This is a genomic window from Kribbella sp. NPDC056345, from assembly GCF_042262745.1.
Lineage (GTDB): Bacteria > Actinomycetota > Actinomycetes > Propionibacteriales > Kribbellaceae > Kribbella.
In genome coordinates this window covers 112364-133447 of record NZ_JBHJQQ010000004.1, presented here as the reverse complement: position 1 = coordinate 133447, position 21084 = coordinate 112364, and the positions used below count along the sequence as shown (strand labels likewise).

Below are 21084 nucleotides of genomic sequence, written 5' to 3'. Positions count from 1 at the left end.
TTCTGAAACGACACCCCGTTGGAGTTGCGCGATCGCCGATGACTGCAGAAGGGTTGACGGACCAGCTCGGGAGGCGCCAGCAACGACATGGACGGTCTGCAGCTCGAACATGTGCCGGGGCTGCCTGCGCAGCTTCTGGTCGACATCGGCGAGCAGCGAGCGGTCGTGATGCCGTCCTCGGCGGACCGTCGTCGGCTCGCCGACCTCGTGACCGGGGCGGAGGACCCGCCCGAGGGGGTCGTCGTGCGAGCGGGCGGACCGAAGCGACTGGTGCGACTGGTGCCGGCCGAAGGGGGCCTGTTGCCGCATCTGACCGTGCTGGGCAACATCGTGCACGGGCACAAGGCGGCCCGCCGACTCACCACGAGAGAGGCTCGGCAACAAAGCCACACCAGGGCGACCAACTGCGGCGTCGAGAACCTGCTGGATCGCTACCCGCACCAGTTGACACCAGGTCGCCGCCGACTGGCCGGTGTGGCTCGTGCGCTCGGCGCGCACCCACGCGTGCTCCTGCTCGAGGACGCGAACGGTTTGCCGACCTGGGGATCGCTGCTGGCGATCAGCAGCAACCCAGATCTCCGCTCCAGCGCAATCCTGCTGATTACGACCAGCGCCGCGCGCACAGCGGGCTTTCGCTATGAGGAGTAGCCGCAGAGCATTCCTCGGCGCCGCTACCTTATTGGTCGCGGGTTGCTCGAACGATGTGCTCGGCCTGCGTCGCAGCGTCCGGGTCGCCGTGAGCTGGGGTGGACAGGAGCTCCGGGCGTTCCACAGGGTGCTCGACGGTCTCGGCGACCTCGACTACACGGTCGAGGTCGTGCCACTCGGTGACGACATCTCCAGCGCGTTCGGCGCTCGCAGCACGCGGCCCCCGGATCTGGTGATGCTGCCGCAGCCCGGTCTGGTCCCACGTCACCTGCGCGATCTGGAGCCGATGCCTGCAGACCTCGCCAGGCGGTCCGCGCTCTGGGACGAGCTCCTGGTGCACGACGGGGCGACGTACGGCATCCCGTTCAAGACAGCGCACAAGTCCGCGGTCTGGTACCGGCCGTCGGTCTTCCGGGCGGCCGGCCTCCAGCCACCTGCGTCGTGGCCGGACTGGCTGGCGGTCAACCGGACCCTGGCTCAGGCCGGTATCAGGCCGCTGTCGTTGGCTGCCGGGGACGGTTGGGTGCTCACCGACTTCTTCGAGAACGTGCTGTTGGGCATTGCGCCCGCTGTCTACGCAGAGCTTGCGACAGCCACCGATCCGCGTCCGTCGCGACAGCCGCAGTTCGCTGCGGCTCTGCGGTTGCTGGGGACGATGTGGTCGGCTCCCGGCGGTCTCGCGGGCGGAGTGCAGCGTTCGCTCGTGCAGCAGTTCCCGGACGCGATCATCGAGGTGTTCGGTCATCGCAGAGCCGCCATGGTCCTGGCATCCGACTTCGCCGAGCCGGTGGTGAGGCAATTCGCGGCGGACCCGAGGGACGTCGGGCTCTTCACCTTCCCGCCCCTCGTCCCGGGCGCACAGGCACCAGTAGTGGTCGGCGCCGACGTGATGGTGCTGCAGAAGCCCACCACCGACGACGCCCGCGATCTCGTCCGACGACTGGCTGCACCAGCAGCCGTGGACCCATGGATCAAGGAGGGCGGGTTCCTGAGCGACGCACGGGTCAAGGGCTACTCCCCTGAGCTCACCCGCCTCGCCGAACAGCTGGCCGCTCCTGGCGAACTGCTGCAGTTCGACCTGTCCGATCGGCTCGGCCGCCTCGGCGACACCAACGGGCTGCGGCGCGTACTGACGGACTTCCTCGTCAAGGTCGGCGGTCGCGGCGCCGCTGTCCTGCCGGAAGCAGTGGACGCGACTGTCAACGAGATGCGGGAGGTCGAGGGCTGATGGGTCTGGAGACGAACGGCCTGACGCTGGAGGTCGTCGGCCGCGGGGTCAGCGGACGTCCGGTCCCCGGACGGCCTCGGCGACCGGCCGGCCCGTATCTCCTGGGTCTACCGGCCGTGCTGCTCAGTTGCGTTCTGCTGATTCCGATCGGTGTCACCGTGGTGACAGCGTTCCGCACACCGGACGGCTTCGGCTTCGGCAACTTCGCAGTGATGGGCGACCCGGCCGCACTGCATGCGGTGCGCAACAGCCTCCTCTGGGTGCTCGTTGCGTTCGGGCTCGTCGTCGTCGGGTTCTTCCTTGCACTGCTGAGCTATCGACTGCCCGGACTGACCCCGTTCCTGCAACCTGCGCTGGTGGTCCCGTTCGCCGTGTCGGTCCTGGTGTCCGGTGTGACGTTCCGGCTGCTCTTCGACCCGGCGCCTGAACGCGGGACGGTGACCGCGGTGTGGTCCGCGCTGTTCGGATCGAGTCCGGTATGGCTCGGGCCCGGCCTGTTCTGGTTGGTGCTGGTGTCTGCGTTCGGCTGGACCTGGCTCGGGTACATCGTCTCGTTGTTCCGCGCCGGCCTGGACGCGATCCCAGACGACGTCACCCGGACGATCGCTGCGGAAGGTGTCACCGGATGGCGCCGCCTGTGGGCCGTGGAGATCCCACTGCTCCGTCCGATCACCGGTGTCGTCACACTGACGGTGGTGGTCGCGGCAGTCCGCATCTTCGACCTGGTGCTGATCGCCGTCCCGGGGCCGATGCAGCAGTCCGCCGACGTACTCGGCCTCAACTGGTGGCGTGCCACCACGAGCGGCGACCCCTCCGGACGTACGGCGGCACTCGGCGTCGTGTTGTTCGCCATCGTGGCCGCGGTTGGGCTGATCGGGGTCCGCGGGCTGCGACGTCGGCGCTGGGCAATGCCGGTACCGGTGACCCGCCAGGACCCGGCCTTGGGCCGGCCGAAGCCCAGCCGGCGAGCGCGGCGCATCGGGTGGACTGCCGGCTTCGTCGTCAGCCTGGTCTGGATCTTCCCGGCCGTGGTGCTGGTCGCCACTGCGCTCCACTCGCCACGGGAGGCCGGTCTGCGCGGTTGGTGGTCGCCGTCGGGTCTCGGATTCTCGTCGTTCGCCGATGCCGCGAACGCAGGCCTGCTCAGCGCCTTGCTGTCCACAGCGCTCATTGCCGCCGCAGCCACGGCAGTCCTCCTGTCGATCGCCGTACCGACTGCCTATCTGGTCGCGTGGGGCGGCTTGCCGACCTGGTTGGGGCGCGTGGTGATGTCGGTGTTCGTTGTCCTCGCGGTGACGCCTGTGCAGCTGTACGCCGCTCCCTTGCGCGACGCAATCGGGGCTGCGGGGCTCGCCGGATCGCGTGTCGCGTTGGCTCTGGTGCATGCGGCTGCCGGTCTGCCGTTCGCTGTGTTACTGCTGCGGTCCGCGTTCGCGGCCGCACCGCCGGCGCTGGTCTCCGAGGCGCTGCAGGGCTCTGCGCGACAGAGCGCCGTACTGGCAACGGTGCAGCGGACATATCGGCCTGCACTCGTTGCCGTTGCGGTCCTGGAGTTTGCGATGGTGTGGAACGACTTCATTGTCGGGTTCCTGATCAGTGGTCCGGGTACGACGCCGTTGTCGCTGGTGTTGTGGGGTGAGGCTCGGCAGTTCGCCGCGTCGGGCGGGACAGTCGCAGCAGCCGCCGTCGTCGCATCCGTGGTGCCGGTGGTACTGCTGCTGTCGTTCTGGTCGACAGTGGTGCGCGGTCTGACCACCGGGAGCAAGCCGTGACGGAAGCCGAGCAGAAGCCTGAGCAGGCGCCCTTGGGACGTAGGCTGGGGTTTGCGATCGGTGCACTCGCCACCGGTCTGCTGTCCGGGCTCGCATCGGAACTGCTGACGCAGAGCCTTGACAGCGGCGGCTGGATCCAGCGCATCGGGATCGCGCTCACTGTGGTTCTCGGCGTCATCGCGATCGTCTACAACGCACCGGCCGTGCTGAACGCGATCCGCCGGGCCCGTAGCGGGCGAGTGGTCACCACGTCGGAACTGCACCTGGCAGCAGAGGAGGCCGAGCAGTGGATGGTCGCGCTCGGGTCGAAGAGCGGCGGCATCGACGCGGCCGAGTGGTACGCCATGAACGCGGACCGGCTGCGCGCGCTGCTGAAGTCCGGCAAGCCGGGACCGGAGAACGCCGATGACCTTGCCCGAATCTGCGACGCACTCGAGCTCTGGTACGTCCGGCAGGCCGATCCGGACGCGCTGCTGGAGCTGAGCGAGTTCCTCAGGACGGTCGGTGAGGGATGCGGGCGGAGTGACCTGAAAGAACTTGCGGCGGCCCGGACGGCGACGGCGTACCGGATGACGGGCGATCTGCGGTCGGCCACCTTGTGGCTCGGGATCTCGAGCGAGCTGGCGCCCAAGGGCCGCACGGCGGCCGCGATGGCGACTCGCCGGCACGTGGAGCGAGCGCTGTCGAGTCTGCACCGGGCAGTCGGGACGTCCGCGGGCAGCGATCGCGACGAAGCCTTGTCGACCGCACGGAACCGGCTGGACGACGCGCGGTTGCGGCGGCCCGGACCGGACCTGACGGCCGAGATCACGATTCTCGTCAACCTCGCGGTCGTTCAGTTGTACCGCCACGACGCCGAAGGTGCCGTGGACCATCTGCACGCGGCCATCGCCCGGGCCACCGCCGCCGGCGACGTCAGCGGCGAGGCGCACGCGTCGGAACTGATCGGGGTGGCGGCGTGGATGCGGCGGAACCCGCGCGAAGCCGAGGGTTGGTGGAGGCATGCGGCACACCTCAACGCCGACATCGACGATCGGGAGGCACAGGCCCGCTGTCTCCAGCACCTCGGCTCGGCGCAGGCCGTCGCCGGCAACCTGAAGCAGGCAGCTGGATATCTCGCAGCCAGCGCCGACCTCCGAATGTCGGACAGCCCGCTGCTGACGAGGTACCTGAAGGAAGTCGGGGACACCTCGTCCGCACCGCCGAGCCCGGGACCGCCCGCGCACCTGCCCTGGCCGGCCCGGTTCCGCAGGTGGCTCCGCGATCGTCGCTCACACTGAGGTTCTGCGGTTTTGTCGGCGGCCGGCTATAGGTTGAGCGGTATGGCGAAGGTGGTGACGGCTAAGGGGAAGTCGGCGTTCGCGTGTGCGGAGTGCGGGTGGACTTCGGCGCGGTGGATCGGTCGGTGTGGCGAGTGTCAGGCCTGGGGGACGGTGCAGGAGGTCGGGGCGGCGAAGGCTTCCCGGATCACGGCCGGGCCGGTGACGTCGCCGGCGATGCCGATCGGCAAGGTGTCCGCGATCGAGGCCGAGTCGCGGCCGACCGGGATCGGTGAGCTCGACCGGGTGCTCGGGGGTGGGGTCGTGCCGGGGGCGGTGATCCTGCTGGCCGGTGAACCCGGCGTCGGCAAGTCGACGCTGCTGCTGGAGGTTGCGGCGCAGTCCGCGCGCAGTGGGCAGCGCACGCTCTACGTGTCCGGTGAGGAGTCGGCGGCCCAGGTGCGGCTGCGGGCCGGCCGGACCGATGCTCTGGTCGACGAGTTGTATCTGGCGGCCGAGACCGACCTGGGCGCGGTCGTCGGTCAGGTCGACGCGGTCGAGCCGGCGTTCCTGGTGATCGACTCGGTGCAGACGATGGCGCATCCGGAGGTCGATGGTGCGCCCGGCGGTGTCACGCAGGTCCGTGAGGTCACCGGCGCGCTCGTGCGGCTGGCGAAGGAGCGGAACATCGCGGTCGTCCTGGTCGGGCACGTCACCAAGGAGGGTGCGATCGCCGGTCCGCGGATGCTGGAGCATCTGGTCGATGTCGTGCTCGCGTTCGACGGGGACCGGCACTCCGGGTTCCGGATGGTCCGCGCCACCAAGAACCGGTTCGGCCCGTCCGACGAGGTCGGCTGTTTCGACATGGTCGACACCGGCATCGTCGAGGTCACCGACCCGACCGGCCTGTTCGTCTCCGAGCACGCCGAGCCGGTCGCCGGCACCTGCGTGACGGTGATGATGGAGGGTCGCCGCCCGCTGCTCGCCGAGGTCCAGGCCCTGGTCGGCCCATCCGCAGCACCCCAACCTCGCCGTACGACGTCCGGTCTCGAATCGCAGCGGGTCTCCATGGTGCTCGCCGTCCTCGGCAACCGCGCCGGCATGAAGCTGCACGACCAAGAGGTGTACGTCGCCACCGTCGGCGGTGTGAAGATCACCGAACCGGTCGCCGACCTGGCCGTCGCTATCGCGGTCGCCTCCTCGGTCATGGACCGCCCGATCCACCCCGGCCTGGTCGCCATCGGCGAGGTCGGGCTGGCCGGCGAGGTCCGCCGGGTCGGCGGCCTGGAGAAGCGCCTCGCCGAAGCCGCCCGTCTCGGCTTCACCAAGGCGATCATCCCCGCCGACATCCCCAACCGCAGCAAAGACCTCAAGCCGATGGACATCCAGGCCAAGTACGGTCTCCGCACCTTCGCCGCCCCGGACATCCGCTCCGCCCTGCTGGCCGCCGGCCTCACCTGATCCTGTGTTCCTGACCACACCTTTACGTGGGGCGTGAGACGAGGGATGCCCACTGGGTGACCGGGGAACGTACTCTGGGGTAGCCCCCCAGGCTGGGTTCATCGTCGAACCCCGCGCCCCCGCCCGGCGTACGCCGGATCACCGCAGGAGCACCAGATGACCGGTTCCAAAGTTGTCGCGCTCGGCCACTACCAGCCGGAGCGAGTGCTCACCAACGCCGAACTGGCGACCATGGTCGAGACCAACGACGAGTGGATCCAGAGCCGCGTCGGTATCCAGGAGCGCCGGATCGCGGCACCTGACGAGCAGGTCGACGAGATGGCCTGGCGGGCCGCCGACAAGGCGCTGGCCAATGCCGGTATCGACAGCAGCGAGATCGACTACGTCGTCGTCGCGACCTGTACGGCGATCGACCGCTCACCGAACATCGCCGCCCGGGTCGCCGCGCGGCTCGGCCTCGCGCACCCGGCCGCTCTCGACATCAACACCGCCTGCTCGGGTTTCGCCTATGCCCTCGCGACCGCCGATCAGGCGATCCGGGCCGGCGCCGCGACGAAGGCGATCGTGATCGGCGTCGAGAAGCTGAGCGACTGGACGGACTGGACCGACCGCACCACCTGCGTGCTGATCGGTGACGGTGCCGGGGCGGCAGTGCTGGTCGCCAGCGACGAGCCGGAGATCGGCCCGGTCGTCTGGGGTTCGGTGCCGGAGATGTCCGACGCGGTCCGGATCGAGGGTCGCGAGGGGAAGTTCCAGCAGGCCGGGCTGAGCGTCTTCCGCTGGGCCACCACGCAACTGCCGGAGATCGCCCAGCAGGTCTGCGAGAAGGCCGGCCTGAAGCCCGAGGAGCTCGGCGGCGTCATCCTGCACCAGGCCAACCTGCGGATCATCGAGCCGCTGGCCAAGCGTCTCGGCGCGGTCAACGCGGTGGTCGCCAAGGACGTGGTCGAGTCCGGCAACACCTCCGCGGCGAGTATCCCGATCGCGTGGTCGAAGCTGGTCGAGAAGCGGGAGATTCCGTCCGGCGCGCCGGTGTTGCTGTTCGGATTCGGCGGCGGCCTCTCGTACGCCGGACAGGTCGTCCGGACCCCCTGACGCAGCAGGCGTCACGGCCTTCCGGAGCCCGTCCACGCGGGAATCGGGAACTGCACGGTCCAGATGCACGAGCGCGTGCACGCGCAACTGCAAGTTCAACCGGACCGAGGGTCCCCGCGAGTGCGGTCCGCGGGGACTTAGCACCCATGACCCGCGGACAACCGCATAGACTCACCTTCCGTGGCCCCGAACTCCGACAAGAACAGCACCGGCGCCCGGATGCGCGCGACTCTGATGGCCGTGGCACCGGGTACCGAACTGCGTGAAGGCCTGGAACGGATCCTGCGGGGCCGGACCGGCGCCCTACTCGTGCTGGGACACGACAAGGTCGTGGACTCCATCTCGACCGGTGGCTTCGAGATCGGCATCGAGTTCACCGCGACCGGCCTGCGCGAACTGAGCAAGATGGACGGCGCGATCGTGCTCGACCGCGATGCCACCAAGCTGATGCGGGCCGCCGTGCACCTGATGCCGGATCCGTCGATCCAGACCGACGAGACCGGGACCAGGCACCGCACCGCCGACCGGGTCGCCCGGCAGACCGGCTTCCCGGTGATCTCGGTGTCGCAGTCGATGCACATCATCGCGCTGTACGTCGACGACCAGCGGTACGTCCTCGAGGACTCCGGCGCGATCCTGTCCCGGGCGAACCAGGCACTGGCCACCCTCGAGCGGTACAAGCTGCGTCTCGACGAGGTCTCCGGCACGCTGTCCGCACTGGAGATCGAGGACCTGGTCACGGTTCGCGACGTGGCCGCGGTCGCGCAACGGCTCGAGATGGTCCGCCGGATCGCCACCGAGATCGACGGCTACGTGGTCGAGCTCGGCACCGACGGCCGCCTGCTCACTCTCCAGCTGAACGAGCTGGTCGCCGGCGTCGCCGGTGAGCGCGAGCTCGTCGTCCGCGACTACCTCCCGCCGGCCAGCGGCCGCAAGGCCAAGACGGCGGACGACGTACTGCTCGAGCTCGACGCGGTCAGCCCGACCGACCTGCTCGACATCGGCCAGGTCGCCCGCGCCCTGCAGCTCGGCGGCGCCGAGCAGCTCGACGCCGCGGTCACCCCACGCGGCTACCGCCTGCTCGCGAAGGTTCCCCGCCTCCCCGGCGCCGTCATCGACCGCCTGATCGAGCACTTCGGCCACCTGCAGAAGCTCCTCGCCGCCAGCATCGACGACCTCCAAACCGTCGAAGGCGTCGGCGAGAACCGCGCCCGTACTGTCCGCGAAGGCCTCTCCCGCCTGGCCGAGTCCAGCATCCTCGAACGCTACGTCTGAGGTCCCAGCAACACCTTCACCAGTACGTCGTGCCACCAGCGCTCGACCTGGTCGGCTGACCAGCCGCGCTCGGTCCGCAGTGTTGTGAACACATCGACGTTGCAGATCGCGGCGTACGAATCACAGGCGTTGTCGACGGTGACTCCGCGCGCGAACGCCGACCGCGGCCAGCCCGTGAACACCCGGCGCCAGACCTCCTCGCCACGCGCCCGGCCGCGCTCGTACGCCGCCGCCAGCTCAGGTTCGGTCCGGCCCGCCTCGCGCAGGATCAGCAGGACGTCACCGGAGCGCTCGAACAGCGCCCGGTCGTAACCGACCAGCGCCGCCAGCTGGTCGGCCGGCTCGTCCGACGCGGCCAGGCGCGACCGGACGGTTGCCACCTCGACCGACGGGTCGATGCCGTCGATCAGCGCGACCGCCAGCCCGGACTTCCCGCCGTACGCCGAGTAGACGGTGGGCTCGGAGACCTGCGCGGCCCGGGCGATATCGCGCACCGTGGTGGCCGCCCAGCCGCGCTCGGCAAACAGCTGCCGCGCCGCGGCGACGATCTCCGCCCGGGTCTGGGACGCCTGGGCACGCCGCCGCGGCGCGTCGTACCCGCGTCGCTGCGATGCCTGTTCGGGCAGCTCTGGGCCGGACTCCGTGGACAATTGACTTGTCACTCCCTAAAGTCATTTAACACTAGCTATAGCCAATATTGTTCCCGGGGGATCATCATGCATTCACAACGTCTCGCAGGCTGGGCCGGGCTGGGTTTCGCCGGCTCCGTCATCCTCGCCAATCTGGTCACGGTCGCCACCGAGCTGCCTCCCCAGATCGGCGCCACCCCCGCCGAGGTCGCTACCTTCTTCGCCGAACACGGGGACGCAGCGCGGATCAGCAGCGCCATCGCGCCGATCGCCTGGATGTTCCTGGCCGTGTTCGCGGCCGGGACCCATGCACGCTGGCGGAAGGCGGAGCAGGACCGCGGCGAAGCCTGGACGATCGTCGGCGTGATCGGCGCGGTGCTGCTGATCTCCTTGTTCGCCGGAGTCGTCGGGACCGAGATCGCACTCGTCGACGGCGCGCCACTGTGGTCGCTGCACAACGCGTACTTCGCCGTCAACGCGATCGGTATCGCCCTCACGGTCGGCGGATTCTCGATGGCCGGCCTGCGGACCGGCAACCTCCGGCCGTGGCACGCCTACCTCGGCCTGGCCAGCGGCCTGCTGACGCTCACCAACTCCGTTCTCGCGCCCTGGTCAGCGACCACCCACAGCGCGCTTGGCGCTTTCGGGTTCGCCGGCTTCGGGCTGTGGATCATCTGGATCACCCTCACCTCGGCCGGCTTCCTGCGATCCCCGGCACCGGTAGCAGCGACGTCAGGCGATCGTGAAGGCTTGCGAGGTTGATTCGCGGCCGGAGAACTCGGCCTTGACCACGTAGGTCCCCGGTTTGGCCACCGGTTGTCCAGGGAGGCAGCCGGGGCCGGACCGGTGCCCGTTCCAGACCACTGTGCTGGCAGCTTCTTTGCCCTTGGCAACGACCAGCGTGGCCTTCGGAATCGCTTGCCCACAATGGCCTGTGGTCCAGATGAGATCGGCACCGGACGTGACCGAGACGGTCAGCGAGTCCGGGTCGATGCTTGCCTTGCACTCGTCAGAGACGGCGTTCAACCGAATGACGAAGTTCAGCGCGGCCCCGGAGGTGACTCGGCGAACAGCCGGCATCACTTCGACCCGGACATTCGACGCGGAGCATTTGACGTCCTCGGGGGGAGTCGTCTTCGAAGACTTCTCCGTCGGCTTGGCGGTGGGCGTTTTCGACGGCTTGACCGACGGTTGCGGTGTCTGCGAATTCTGCGGGTCGCCGACAGCCGCCGACTTCTTCGGGTCGCCACCACCCGGGAACAACTGAAAGATCAGGAAGAACAGCAGCGCCAGGACGAACAACACCAGTCCCCGACGGAACCAGTAGACGCTGGCGGGCAGGTGCCCGACCGGATGGAGCAGGCTGCTCATGCACGCACCCTAATATCGGCTCTGTGCTCCACCAGTCAGGCTCGCCGCTCACCTCTCTCCACACCTCCGTTCTGGAGTGGTACGACGCCAATGCGCGCGTACTGCCGTGGCGGGATCCCGCAGCGAGTCCCTGGGCAGTCATGGTGAGCGAGTTCATGCTGCAGCAGACTCCAGTCGCGCGCGTGCTCCCGGCGTACCAGAGGTGGTTGGAGCGATGGCCAAAGCCGGCAGACCTGGCTGCAGAGCCACCAGGTGAGGCTGTGCGGGCCTGGGATCGGCTCGGGTACCCCCGGCGCGCTCTGCGGCTACACGCGGCAGCACAGGCGATCGTGGAGCGCCATGGTGGAGAGGTGCCGGACGACCACGCCGCACTGCTCGCTCTGCCCGGTGTAGGCACCTACACCGCCGCTGCGATCGCCTCGTTCGCGTTTGGGCAACGGCACGCAGTCGTGGACACCAACGTCCGTCGCGTGCTCGCCAGAGCCCTCACCGGCGTCGCACAGCCGACCATCTCCCCCACTGCGGCCGACCAACGACTCGCAGTCTCGTCACTGCCATCAGATGAGGCAACAGCCGCCCGGTGGGCAGTGGCGTCCATGGAGCTCGGTGCGTTGGTCTGCACAGCCCGTACGCCGAGATGCGGCGACTGCCCGATCCGCAGCCAGTGCGCGTGGGTGCTGGCCGGCAGTCCGCCGTACGAAGGTCCGCCGCGCAAGGGCCAGACCTATGAAGGCACCGACCGCCAAGTCCGTGGCCGGCTGCTCGCCGTCCTGCGCTCCGAGCCGGGCGCCGTACCGAAGAAGGCCCTCGACGATTGCTGGCAGGACCCCGTCCAACGCGAACGCGCCCTTGACGGCCTAGTCGCCGACGGCCTCGTGGAGCCGCTACCCCGCAACCGCTACCGGTTGCCTACCTGAAGCGCAAAGGCCGGCTCGCGAAATGCGAGCCGGCCTTTTGACGTCGTACTCAGTTCTTCTTGCTGCCCGTGGTGGCTTCGGCGTCGTCGTCGGCCAGCAGGTCGAGCGGCATCGCGGGGCTGCCGGACAGCGTCGCCAGCATCTGGCGGACGTTGGTCAGCTGCGCGTTGATGCTGTCCCGGCGCTGGGTCGCGGCGGCGAGCTCACGCTCGGACTCGGCGCGGATCCGCTCGGACTTGTCCTTCGCGGCGGCGACGATCTCCTGAGCCTGACGGTTCGCGTCGGCCAGCTGCTGCTGGGCCAGGCGCTCGGCCTCGGACCGGGACCGGTCCGCCTCGCGCTGAACCTGCGCGGCGCGGTCGGTGACAGCAGCCAGCTGCTGCTCGGCCAGTGCCGTGCGAGCGGCGAACTCCTGCTCGACCTTGCCCCGGCGCTCGGCCAGGGTGGTCTCGAAGGCGGCCGCGGCCTGTGCGGACTTCGCGCGCTCCTGCTCGTAGAGAGCCTGCGCCTCGGACCGGCGGGCGGTCGCGTCGCGCTCGGCCTCGTCGCGCATGTCGTCGGCCTGGGTGCGGGCCTCCTCGAGGATCCGGGCGGCCTCCGCGTCCACCTCGCTCTTCCAGTCCAGGGAGTACTGCTCGGCCTCCTTGCGGACCTTCTTCGCGTGCGCCTCGGCGTCGGCGACGATCGCCTCGGCGTCGGTCCGCGCGCGGGTCACCAGGTCACGGGCCTCGTCATCGGCCAGCGACAGGATCTTCGCGACCCGCTCACCGAACTCGGTGAACGTCGGGGCACGGTCCTTGTTGTCCTCCTGGGCGGAGATAACGGCCGATTCCGCGGCGTCGGTGCGCTGCTGGAGCTCCTGGACGTGCCGCTGGAGCTGCTCGGACTGCTGCTGCAGAGCGGTCAGCGAGGTGGTCAGCTCACGGATGTGCTGATCCACCTGAGCGGGCTCGTAGCCACGCAGAACGGTACGGAACGGGGTTGGGCTTTCACTGCTCATGTTTTCCGATACTCACTTCGATGGGTGGGTGGATCACACATTGTCACTGACAAGGATCTGACTGTCACGTCCTCATCCTGATTCCCCCGTGGAACCCTCACTGGAAGACATTCCACCACCTGGGCGGAACCCCGGTACAGCGAGTGCCTCGATCACACCCGAAAGCTGGGTGAGCTCCTTGGTGATCTCGTCGCGGCGCTGATTCAGTGCCGCGACCCTCGCCTCGGCATCGGCGAGTAGTTTACGGGCCTGCGCGCGCAGTTCGTCCGCATGCTCGCGGGCCTGCGCCTCGAGCTGCTGAGCTTCGGCGCGGGACTTGCGAATCAGCTCGTGCGACTGGCGCTGCGCGTCGGCGAGATCCTTGGCCGCGCGCTCGCGCAGAACCTGGGTACTGGACTGGGCCTCGGTCTCCCGCCGGGTGGCCCGGTCGACGATCTCCTTGGCCTCGAGCTCGGCCGCGGCCTTCACCCGATCGGCCCGGGCCTGCGCCTGCGCGGTCACCTTCTCGGCCTCGTGGCGCGCCGTGGACAGGGTCGCCTCGGCCTGGGCGGAGGCGGACTCCAAGGTGTGCTCGGCGAGCACGGTGAGCTCGGCGTTCTCCTTGGCGATCGCTTCCTGGGTCTGCTTGAGCCGGCTGGTCGAGCGGCTGACCACGCGCCGCAGGTGCGCCCGCTTCTGCAGCAGCAACTCACTGGCCTGCGCGGCGGCCTGCTCGCGGATCGTCTGCGCCTCGGCCTCGGCCGTACTGATCAGGTCGTCGACGGTCTTCTTGCTCCACAGCGTCTGCTTCTCGGCCTCGGCCAGCGCCGTCTCGGCCGCCTTGTTCGCCTCCTCGACGATCCGCTGGGCCTCGCCACTCGCGTTGCGCCGGTCGGCCTCGATGGAGTCGACGACCAGTTTGGCCTGCGCCCGGGCGTCGGCCATCAGCCGCTCGTTGGACAGCTCGGCCTCGGCCTTGCGCTCGGCGATCTCGGCCATGGCCTCGGCCCGGAGCTTGTCGATCTCCAGCGAGATCGCGGCCAGTTTGGCCCGCTCGGTCTCCTCGAGCTCGGCCGTCCGGCGCTCGAGCTCGGCCCGGTTCTCGCCGCGCAACCGCTCGATCTCGGCATGCGCCGCGGCGATCTGGACCCGCGACTTCTCCCGGGCTGCCTCGACCTCGCGCTCGACCGCGGCCCGCAGCTCGGCGGCCTCGCTCTCGGAGCGAGCGATCAGCTCCGCCTCGTTCTGTACGGCGGCCTGCGACACCAGCGCGGCCTGCTCACCGGCATCGGCCACCAGCTGCTGCGCTTCGCGCCCGGCCCGATCGACCATCAGCTCGGCCGCTTCCCGGGCCTCGCGGGCGGCGACGAGCAGCTCGTCGGCCTCTTCCTTGATCCGCGCGGCCTCGGACTCGGACTCTGCCGTCAACCGGGCAGCCGCAGTCTCGGCCTCCTGCTTGACCCGAGCGGCCTCGGCCTCGGACTCCGACTTCAGCTGGGCCGCCTCGGACACCGCAGCTTGGGTGACCCGGGCGGCTTCAGCCTCCGACTCCGACTTCAGGCGGGCCGCCTCCGACGCGGCAGCTTCCGTGACTCGGGCGGCTTCAGCCTCCGATTCGGACTTCAGCCGGGCCGCCTCAGACTCAGCAGCTTCAGTCACCCGGGCTGCTGCGGCCTCGGCGCCATTGATCCGGCGGTCGGCCGCGGCCTGTGACTCGGCCCGCAGCTGGTCGGCTGCCGCCTGACTCTCGGCCCGCAACTGCTCGGCGGCCGATTCGGAGTCGTGGCGCCGCTTGGCCACTTCCTCGGCGACCGTTGCGCGCAATTGCTCGGCAGCGTGCTCGGCACCTGCGGTCAGCCGCTCGGCCAGTGTCGTTGCCTCGGACCGGACGCGCTCCGCCTCGGCGGTCGACTCGGCTCGGAGCTTCTCAGCCGCCTCGGCCGCCTCCCGGCGTACCCGCTCTGCCTCTGCGGTGGACTCGGCCTGCAGCCGGTCAGCGGCCTCCTGGGCCTCGCTCCGGACCCGCTCTGCCTCAGTCTCGGACTCGACGCGCAGCTGCTCGGCCGCGCGCTCGGCGTCGTTCAGCAGTCGCTGCGCGGACGTAGTCGCGTCGGTGCGCAGCTTCTTGGCCGCCGCCTCGGCCGCGGCGCGGAGCTGCTCGGTCTCGGTCCGGGCGCGCTCGGCCTCCTCGCGGGCCAGGTCGTTCTCGTACTCCGCCTGCTCGCGCAGGGTGTCCGCGATCCGCTGTGCGCGCTCGAGCACGCCGCCCGCTTGCCGCACACCAAAGGAACCGGTGTCGACGACCGGTTCCTGGGTCAGGGGCAGACGCGGCGCGTCCATGCGACGAGATGATTCCATCCCTCGCCCCCTTTCCGACAGTCCGGGTTCCATCAACGTGGTCACAGGGTTACAACGCGGCACAGGGGTGCGAGGTAACTTCTTTTTCATGCCGCTGCGCGATCTGCCCACCGAAGCGCAGGCGGCGGCAGCACTGATCCGTACTGATCTGCTCACGCATCGTAGGACCATACGACGTACCGGCAAACCCGGTGTAGTACTTGCGTGTCTTGCCGTCGGCGCGCTGTTCGCGGTTCTGCTACCAGGCCGGACCGGCACAGGCTGTTACCTCTGGCGGGCCGGTGTCCAACCGGTCGGCGGCCGGTCCGCGGCCCTCGTCCTACCGGTCGTGATCGTGCTCCTGATCCTCGCGGATCGCTTGTCTGCCGAGAGTTCCGGGCTACGGCGGCAGGTCCGCGGATGGGGTACGGCGGTGGTCGCGGCAGTCACCATGGCGGCCTGGACCGGATTCGTTCAGCAAGGTCGGCCGAGCTGTTCTTTCTCACCGGCTGTGATCGGGACACTGGCCTGCGGAACCCTCGCGACCGCAGTGGCCGGCTACTGGGCAACCCAGTTGGTCCGGCGCCCGATGACGCCTCGGCCAACTCTTGGGAACGACTCGCCGAACCCGTCCGCCGAGCCGCTGAATCAGTCCGAATTGCGGGCACTGTTTGTCCGAATGATCGATCGGACCGAGAGTTGGACCTCGATCCGGGCCGGGATGATGCCGTTCGCAACCGGCGCTCTCGCCGTACTGGTTCTGTTCTCAACTGTTCTTCCATGGCGTGAGCTCCGGGATCCGGTCGCCGTCGGCCTTGCGGACGCCGGGCTGATCCGGGCGCAGCTCTGGGAGATCCCGTCGGCCCGGACCTGGGCGCTGATCCTCTGCGCGCTCGCCGTCGCGACCCTGGCCACTCGCGGTCTCGTACGACGTCTGGCGGCTGTCGCGTGCGGAACGGCCACAGTGGCTGGGCTGACTGCGCATCTGCTGTGGCTGCCACCGATACTGCCGAACGGCGTCGGGTATCACCCAGGCATCGGCGCCTGGACCGCTCTGGTGCTGGCCGTCCTTCTGATTGCCACTGGACTGATCGGTGGCCGGCTGGTGGTTTTACTCGGCGGCGTCGGCGCAGTAGCCGGACTGCTCGTGCCGTCTGCGACAGGTACGACGTACCGGCCGGAGACGACTGTTGGTGCGCCGCACCGGATGCTGAACCTCCATGGTGGGCAGCTGGTCGACCGGCTCGGGATGCGGGTCGCCATTGGCACATCTGATCCGCTCGACTCGTTGGCAAGCACTCTGGACGGCTCACCCGGGCTGTGGTTGCTGGGGCGGACAGGTTCGGAGAGCTCAACAGTCTTCGCGTACGACGACGGCGTCGCGCTCCCCCAGGTGACGCTGAACCACGGTCCGACCGCACCGGCCTTGTGGGGCGTCACCGACGACCAGCTCGTGTTGCTGGCTGGTGGAGCACGCGGGAAGCCCTGGGCGATCCTTTCCGTCCCACTCGACCTGGCGCAGGCGGATATCAGCCTTAGCCACAAGGACCCCGACGGCCAGTACTACGTGACTCCTGGCGTAGAGGTCCTTGCCTCAGGCGTCGGTCCGGCGCTGAGTCATCGGAACGCCGACCGGTCGATTGTGGTGTGGGGTGGTTCGACCACGTGGCAGATCCCGGCCAATCAGCTCCGGACCGGCCTGCGGTTGCAGGACTTCACGATCAACCCCGGAGTGGGTGCACAGGGCAACGCTGTCTCCAGCGGCCCGGACGGTACGACGGTCTGGCGCACAGGCGCCACCGGTCTGGCGATGGCGCGTCCAGGCGGAGCGACTCAGCAGCTGACCGGAGTGGCCCCGGCCGGCTGTCTGTTGAGCAGGGACGCTGCCAGCTCGTCGACGACGGTCGATGCGTTCGCGGTCGATGTCCGCGGCAACATCTGGCTGGGCGGTGGAGCGCCGACATCGGTGATCACGCCGGACGGCGTACTGCGCAAGCTGCCCGGAGGCGCTGACGGAGTCAGCAGTATCGAGGCACGGCCGGATGGATCGGTGCTGCTGGGGACTGCACCAGGTGGCGGTGGTCAGATCCTGCAGATCCCAGCTGCGGCGAGCGCAGCCTCGACGTACCCGGCCGCACCCGATCCAGAGCCACGCTGCGATCGGCGAACACCAGTGCGCGGTACGACGAACTTCCGGGCGACCGTACTGCCGCCCGTCGAGACTGTGGATCCGCAGCAGGGTTCGCCTGGCGTGAGTACCCAGCTCGGACTCGACGCCGCCGGCAAGCTGGTGCGGATCCGGCTACCGCTCGCTGCTCACGCGTGGGCGCCCGACGGTCAAGGCGGAGTGTGGTGGACCCTTGCGGATCCCGACCGCGCCGTACATCTAGTGCGTGGCCGGACCACAGTGCACCGCGAGCTGAACCTCTACGGACCGGACGGCGTACGACGAGTTGTGGTCAACGGTGAGCTACGGCCGCTCCGTGATGCGCCCGGGACCTGGTTCGCCGGACCCGATGGCAAGCTCTGGGGGTACGACGCCGTGCACCTGCTGCGCGTGGATGCCGGCCGGGTCACTGTGCTCGCAGGCCCGGGACAGGGTGTGCCGCAGGCTGCAGATCAGGTGACTGTCATCGGTCAGGCCCTGTACTTCCAGCTGGGCAACGACGTGGTGCGCTTGGACGTCGCCCGATGAGCACCCTCCCGGACGAAGAGCTGCCGATCCGTCTGGCGGCAGCCGAGCAGAAGCTGGCCGTCAACGAGCATCGCTGGTTCGCCCGAGCCGGACTGCTCGCCGCACTGGCTACCGGCCTCACACTGCTTCTGCCGTGGGCCTACAGCCGCCGACTCGGACTCTCGGTCTGGCAACTGGGTCTCGAAACCCAGCCGCAGCTGGCCCTCACATGGCTGGTCGGTCTAGTCGCCACAGTCGCATTGCTGATGCTCAAGCCCGGTCACCGGGCCCAGGCCACGGCGTGCATCGTCGCAGTCATCACCCTGCTCTTACTGGCTGGCGCCTACCAAGCAGGTCAAGTGGAAGCACTGGGTGACAGCTGGCCGGGCCCCGGACCAGCCATAGCTCTCGTGACCACCGTCTGCTGGTTCGCCACCACCACGGCCCACCTCTTCAGCCAGCGCACCAGCCACAGCACACCAAACCCGGCAACCGTCACCCACACCATCAACCAGCTCCGGCGCCGCGAACCCTGATCAGACCTGAACCGCTGGACGGCGACACTCCAAGCGGGCGGCCAGAGCGCCGTACCCGGCCTCGGTGGCCACGTCACGGGCTCGGCGGATCAGACGGTCGGCCCGGGCGGGCTGTGGTGCACAGTCGGCCAGGCCGGCGAGGGCATCGACGATGCCCAGAGCGTGACCGCGGTCCTGGCTGAGGCGGAGGGCCAGATCGAACTGCTCGGCGGCCGACTCCTCACGACCGGCGCTGAGCAGGCTGCGGCCCAGGTGCAGCCGCGCGTCGACCTCGTCGAGGTGGGTGCAGTTGCCGATCGCCAGCTTCAGGGCCTGCTCGTGAATCTCGACAGCCAGCTTGGTGCGGCCGAGGCGGCGGTGGGCCTCACCTTGGTGACACAAGGCGTAGCTCATTGAGAAGTCCAGCTCGTGCACGGCGGCCAGACGTTGCGCGGCGCGCGTCGCTTCGAGAGCAGGTAGCGGGTCGTCTGCCGCGAGACGGCAGACGGCGATGCCGTTCAGCAGTTCGGGTTCGAGTCGCTCGTCACCGATCTCACGCGCCAGCTCGAGCGCTCGCTCGTAGTACTCCAGCGCCATCGCAAACCCGTGCTGCCGAACCGCCAGTGCAGCAAGGCGACCCAGCGTCTCGACGACGGCTTCACGATCCCCGGCCAGGTTCGCGAGCCGCAACGACGTCCGCAGCAGGTCGGCATGACTCGACGACGGATCCAGCGTGCCCTGCGTGTAGCCCAACGATCCCAGGATCCGCGCTCGCAACCCCGGCTCGTCGTCCGGCGCCAACTCCGCGGCCCGGCGCAGATCGCACAATCCCTTCTGCGGACCACAACGGAACTGCCCGAAGTTCCCACGCAGCAACAGCAGCCGCGCTTCACCGACCGCATCCTGCCGCCGCGCGGCAGCAGCCAGCCCGGTCGTCAGTACGGCGTCCAGCTCGTCCAGCCGGCTACGGCGATGCAGGTAAGGAGCCAGCACCAAGGCGAACCGCACCGCCGCCGCGTCCTCGGCAACCTCCAACGCAGCAAGCAAGTTCGGCCGCTCGACATCGGCCCAGCTCAGATCCGGACCAATTTCCGGACCGGCCACCGCCAGGTAGTGCTCGACGAGCCGACCGACTGCACTCGCGTCATCGGCAACCTCCGCGGCATACCCACGCAGCAAGTCATGGAACTCGTACCGCCCCGGCCGCGGCGCCAGCAGCAAGCTCGCATCCACCAGGCTCTCCAGCAGTACCTCAGCCGCCGGTACGTCGATCCCGGCCAGCGCCGCGGCAGCGTGCGCGTCGAAGTCCTTGCCGGGGAACAACCCGAGGCACGCGAACATCCGGCGCTGATCCTCGGGCAGATGCTCGTACGACACCGCGAACGCCGACCGGACCCCGTTCGAGTCGCCATCGAGCTCGCGCAACCGGCGCCGTCCCCGCAGCCGCTGGTTCAGGTGCTGCATCGACCAGGCCGGCCGATGCCGCAACCGCGCACCCGCGATCCGCAACGCCAACGGCAACCGCCCACAGTGCTCGGCCAGCTCGCGCACCGCGGACTCGTCGCCGCCATGCCGATCCGGCCCGGCGATCTCGATCAGCAAGGCCGTCGCATCGTCCATCGCCAGCAGGCCGAGCCCGAGCCGGCGCTTGGCGTCCAGTTCGACCAGCAACCGCCGGCTCGTCACCAGCACCGCACAATCCGATGCCCCCGGCAACAATCGCCGTACGGACTCCGCATCTGGTGCGTTGTCCAGCACGACCAGCAACCGCAGCCGCGCCGACTTCGACCGCCACAACGACAACCGGTCCTCGAGGCAGCCAGGAATCTGATCCGCCGGTACGCCGATGCCGCGCAGCAGGTGGTCGACCGCCTGCTCGGTCCCGAGTGGCTCGCGCCCCGGCGTGTGCCCGTGCAGGTCGACGAACAACTGACCATCCGGGTACTGCGCCGCCAGCAGGTGCCCCGCCTGGACCGCCAGCGCGGTCTTGCCGATCCCCGCCATCCCGTCGATCGCCAGAACCGGCGGCGCGGATCCAGCAGTCGTCCGCAAGGCAGCGACCACTTCGGCCAGCTCCGCAGCCCGACCGGCGAACGCGGCCCCGCCGTACGGGAGCTCGTTGCGTGACGGCACCGCAGGCGCCTCGACCCGCAGGAGCGTCTGCTGCGCAGCCCGCAGTTCGGGGCCCGGCTCGATCCCGAGCTGTTCGACGAGCGTCCGGCGTACTCGCTGATAGGTCTCAAGCGCCTCGGCCTGCCGACCACTCCCGGCCAGCGCGTTCATCAGCAGTACGGCGAACCGTTCGTCGAACGGATGGTCGGCAACCAGACCGATCAGCTCGGGGATCGCCTCGACGTGCCTGTCTGCGGCGAGCTGCAACTGGATCCGGGTACCGAGCGCCTTCTCCCGCCGTTCGGCGATCCGGCGGCGCTGTCCGGCCAGGTACTGCCCCGGCAGACCGCTCAACGGCTGACCGCGAAACAGCGCCAGCGCCTGCTCATGCAACGCCAGCGCCTGCTCTGGATCGCTGTGCCGACCAGCGGCCCGCACAGTCGTCTCGAAGCGCTCCAGATCAAGGACCCCAGGATCGAGCCGCAGCACATACCCCGCCGTCGTCCGCTCCAGCCGCGCATCCGCCGGCAACGACTTCCGGATCCGGTACACGTAGGTCGGCACGACCTTGATCCCGGTCGGCGGCGGATCGTCGTCCCACACCAGGTCGAGCAACTGCTCCGGCGTCAGCACCCGGTCGGCATTCAGCGCCAGTACCGCGAACATCGCCTGCTGCCGCAACGGCCCGACCGAGATCTCCGCCGCACCGCTGCGGACGGTGAGCGGTCCGAGCAGATCGATCCGGAGCCCCGACGGCATCTTCGCAGTGTAGGAGCGTAATTGGCGGACCGCCCGAAACCGGACACCTTTCG

The 21084-nt window shown here is 69.3% G+C and carries 16 protein-coding genes; 11 read left to right on the top strand and 5 right to left on the bottom strand.

What is annotated here, in order from left to right; all coding sequences use genetic code 11:
* Positions 1-87: 87 nt before the first annotated feature.
* The 7 genes from ACFCV3_RS15400 to disA all read left to right on the top strand — a co-directional run bounded on the left by ACFCV3_RS15400 (position 88) and on the right by disA (position 8738).
* Entirely contained in the window at positions 88-648 is a 561-nt protein-coding gene (locus ACFCV3_RS15400; protein ID WP_376030553.1) for a hypothetical protein, read from the top strand.
* Between the two features lie 55 nt (positions 649-703).
* On the top strand, positions 704-1876 hold the full coding sequence (locus tag ACFCV3_RS15395) for an ABC transporter substrate-binding protein (protein ID WP_376030551.1): 1173 nt from the start codon (positions 704-706) through the stop codon (positions 1874-1876).
* The gene (locus ACFCV3_RS15390) at positions 1876-3648 is read left to right on the top strand and encodes an ABC transporter permease subunit (RefSeq protein ID WP_376030550.1); all 1773 of its coding nucleotides are present in this window, start codon (positions 1876-1878) and stop codon (positions 3646-3648) included. Before ACFCV3_RS15395 ends, ACFCV3_RS15390 begins: the two co-directional genes overlap by 1 nt.
* A complete protein-coding gene (locus ACFCV3_RS15385; protein ID WP_376030548.1) occupies positions 3645-4928 on the top strand; it encodes a hypothetical protein in 1284 nt (427 codons plus the stop codon). Before ACFCV3_RS15390 ends, ACFCV3_RS15385 begins: the two co-directional genes overlap by 4 nt.
* Before the next feature lie 42 nt (positions 4929-4970).
* On the top strand, positions 4971-6368 hold the full coding sequence (gene radA, locus ACFCV3_RS15380; protein WP_376030546.1) for a DNA repair protein RadA: 1398 nt from the start codon (positions 4971-4973) through the stop codon (positions 6366-6368).
* A gap of 156 nt (positions 6369-6524) precedes the next feature.
* Complete coding sequence (locus ACFCV3_RS15375) at positions 6525-7463, top strand: beta-ketoacyl-ACP synthase III (protein WP_376030544.1); 939 nt, start codon at positions 6525-6527, stop codon at positions 7461-7463.
* Between the two features lie 219 nt (positions 7464-7682).
* Complete coding sequence (gene disA, locus ACFCV3_RS15370) at positions 7683-8738, top strand: DNA integrity scanning diadenylate cyclase DisA (RefSeq protein WP_132401854.1); 1056 nt, start codon at positions 7683-7685, stop codon at positions 8736-8738.
* On the opposite strand, the gene ACFCV3_RS15365 is transcribed toward disA, so the two are convergent.
* Positions 8729-9400 (bottom strand): TetR/AcrR family transcriptional regulator, encoded by a 672-nt coding sequence (locus tag ACFCV3_RS15365; RefSeq protein WP_376030542.1) that lies wholly within the window; start codon positions 9398-9400, stop codon positions 8729-8731. The two genes, disA and ACFCV3_RS15365, sit on opposite strands and share 10 nt — an antisense overlap.
* Positions 9401-9454: 54 nt before the next feature.
* Between ACFCV3_RS15365 and ACFCV3_RS15360 the strand changes: the two genes are divergently transcribed.
* Positions 9455-10129 (top strand): hypothetical protein, encoded by a 675-nt coding sequence (locus ACFCV3_RS15360; protein WP_376030540.1) that lies wholly within the window; start codon positions 9455-9457, stop codon positions 10127-10129.
* Here the strand turns inward: ACFCV3_RS15360 and ACFCV3_RS15355 are convergent.
* Entirely contained in the window at positions 10100-10738 is a 639-nt protein-coding gene (locus ACFCV3_RS15355) for a hypothetical protein (protein ID WP_376030538.1), read from the bottom strand. The two genes, ACFCV3_RS15360 and ACFCV3_RS15355, sit on opposite strands and share 30 nt — an antisense overlap.
* A gap of 23 nt (positions 10739-10761) precedes the next feature.
* On the opposite strand from ACFCV3_RS15355, the gene ACFCV3_RS15350 reads away from it, so the two are divergent.
* Positions 10762-11655, top strand: coding sequence for an A/G-specific adenine glycosylase (locus ACFCV3_RS15350; RefSeq protein ID WP_376030536.1), 894 nt, complete (start codon positions 10762-10764; stop codon positions 11653-11655).
* Positions 11656-11704: 49 nt separating this feature from the next.
* On the opposite strand, the gene ACFCV3_RS15345 is transcribed toward ACFCV3_RS15350, so the two are convergent.
* Together ACFCV3_RS15345 and ACFCV3_RS15340 are read right to left on the bottom strand one after the other, a co-directional pair.
* Positions 11705-12655: a hypothetical protein gene (locus ACFCV3_RS15345; protein WP_376030534.1), complete on the bottom strand. Its 951-nt coding sequence runs from the start codon at positions 12653-12655 to the stop codon at positions 11705-11707.
* 72 nt (positions 12656-12727) lie between these two features.
* Complete coding sequence (locus ACFCV3_RS15340) at positions 12728-14974, bottom strand: kinetoplast-associated-like protein (RefSeq protein ID WP_376030532.1); 2247 nt, start codon at positions 14972-14974, stop codon at positions 12728-12730.
* A gap of 106 nt (positions 14975-15080) precedes the next feature.
* Here ACFCV3_RS15340 and ACFCV3_RS15335 point away from each other — a divergent pair, with 106 nt between their 5' ends.
* Both ACFCV3_RS15335 and ACFCV3_RS15330 read left to right on the top strand, forming a co-directional pair.
* Positions 15081-17666, top strand: coding sequence for a hypothetical protein (locus tag ACFCV3_RS15335; protein WP_376030530.1), 2586 nt, complete (start codon positions 15081-15083; stop codon positions 17664-17666).
* The gene (locus ACFCV3_RS15330; protein ID WP_376030528.1) at positions 17663-18181 is read left to right on the top strand and encodes a hypothetical protein; all 519 of its coding nucleotides are present in this window, start codon (positions 17663-17665) and stop codon (positions 18179-18181) included. Before ACFCV3_RS15335 ends, ACFCV3_RS15330 begins: the two co-directional genes overlap by 4 nt.
* On the opposite strand, the gene ACFCV3_RS15325 is transcribed toward ACFCV3_RS15330, so the two are convergent.
* Entirely contained in the window at positions 18182-21031 is a 2850-nt protein-coding gene (locus tag ACFCV3_RS15325; protein WP_376030526.1) for a BTAD domain-containing putative transcriptional regulator, read from the bottom strand.
* Between the last annotated feature and the right edge of the window lie 53 nt (positions 21032-21084).

Bases quoted from the DNA above. Each gene is read 5' to 3' on its own strand.
- ACFCV3_RS15325 (WP_376030526.1), bottom strand. From the start codon at position 21,031: ATGCCGTCGGGGCTCCGGATCGATCTGCTCGGACCGCTCACCGTCCGC.
- ACFCV3_RS15355 (WP_376030538.1), bottom strand. From the start codon at position 10,738: ATGAGCAGCCTGCTCCATCCGGTCGGGCACCTGCCCGCCAGCGTCTAC.
- ACFCV3_RS15335 (WP_376030530.1), top strand. From the start codon at position 15,081: ATGCCGCTGCGCGATCTGCCCACCGAAGCGCAGGCGGCGGCAGCACTG.
- ACFCV3_RS15375 (WP_376030544.1), top strand. From the start codon at position 6,525: ATGACCGGTTCCAAAGTTGTCGCGCTCGGCCACTACCAGCCGGAGCGA.
- ACFCV3_RS15340 (WP_376030532.1), bottom strand. From the start codon at position 14,974: ATGGACGCGCCGCGTCTGCCCCTGACCCAGGAACCGGTCGTCGACACC.
- ACFCV3_RS15390 (WP_376030550.1), top strand. From the start codon at position 1,876: ATGGGTCTGGAGACGAACGGCCTGACGCTGGAGGTCGTCGGCCGCGGG.
- disA (WP_132401854.1), top strand. From the start codon at position 7,683: ATGCGCGCGACTCTGATGGCCGTGGCACCGGGTACCGAACTGCGTGAA.
- ACFCV3_RS15330 (WP_376030528.1), top strand. From the start codon at position 17,663: ATGAGCACCCTCCCGGACGAAGAGCTGCCGATCCGTCTGGCGGCAGCC.
- radA (WP_376030546.1), top strand. From the start codon at position 4,971: ATGGCGAAGGTGGTGACGGCTAAGGGGAAGTCGGCGTTCGCGTGTGCG.
- ACFCV3_RS15345 (WP_376030534.1), bottom strand. From the start codon at position 12,655: ATGAGCAGTGAAAGCCCAACCCCGTTCCGTACCGTTCTGCGTGGCTAC.
- ACFCV3_RS15400 (WP_376030553.1), top strand. From the start codon at position 88: ATGGACGGTCTGCAGCTCGAACATGTGCCGGGGCTGCCTGCGCAGCTT.
- ACFCV3_RS15360 (WP_376030540.1), top strand. From the start codon at position 9,455: ATGCATTCACAACGTCTCGCAGGCTGGGCCGGGCTGGGTTTCGCCGGC.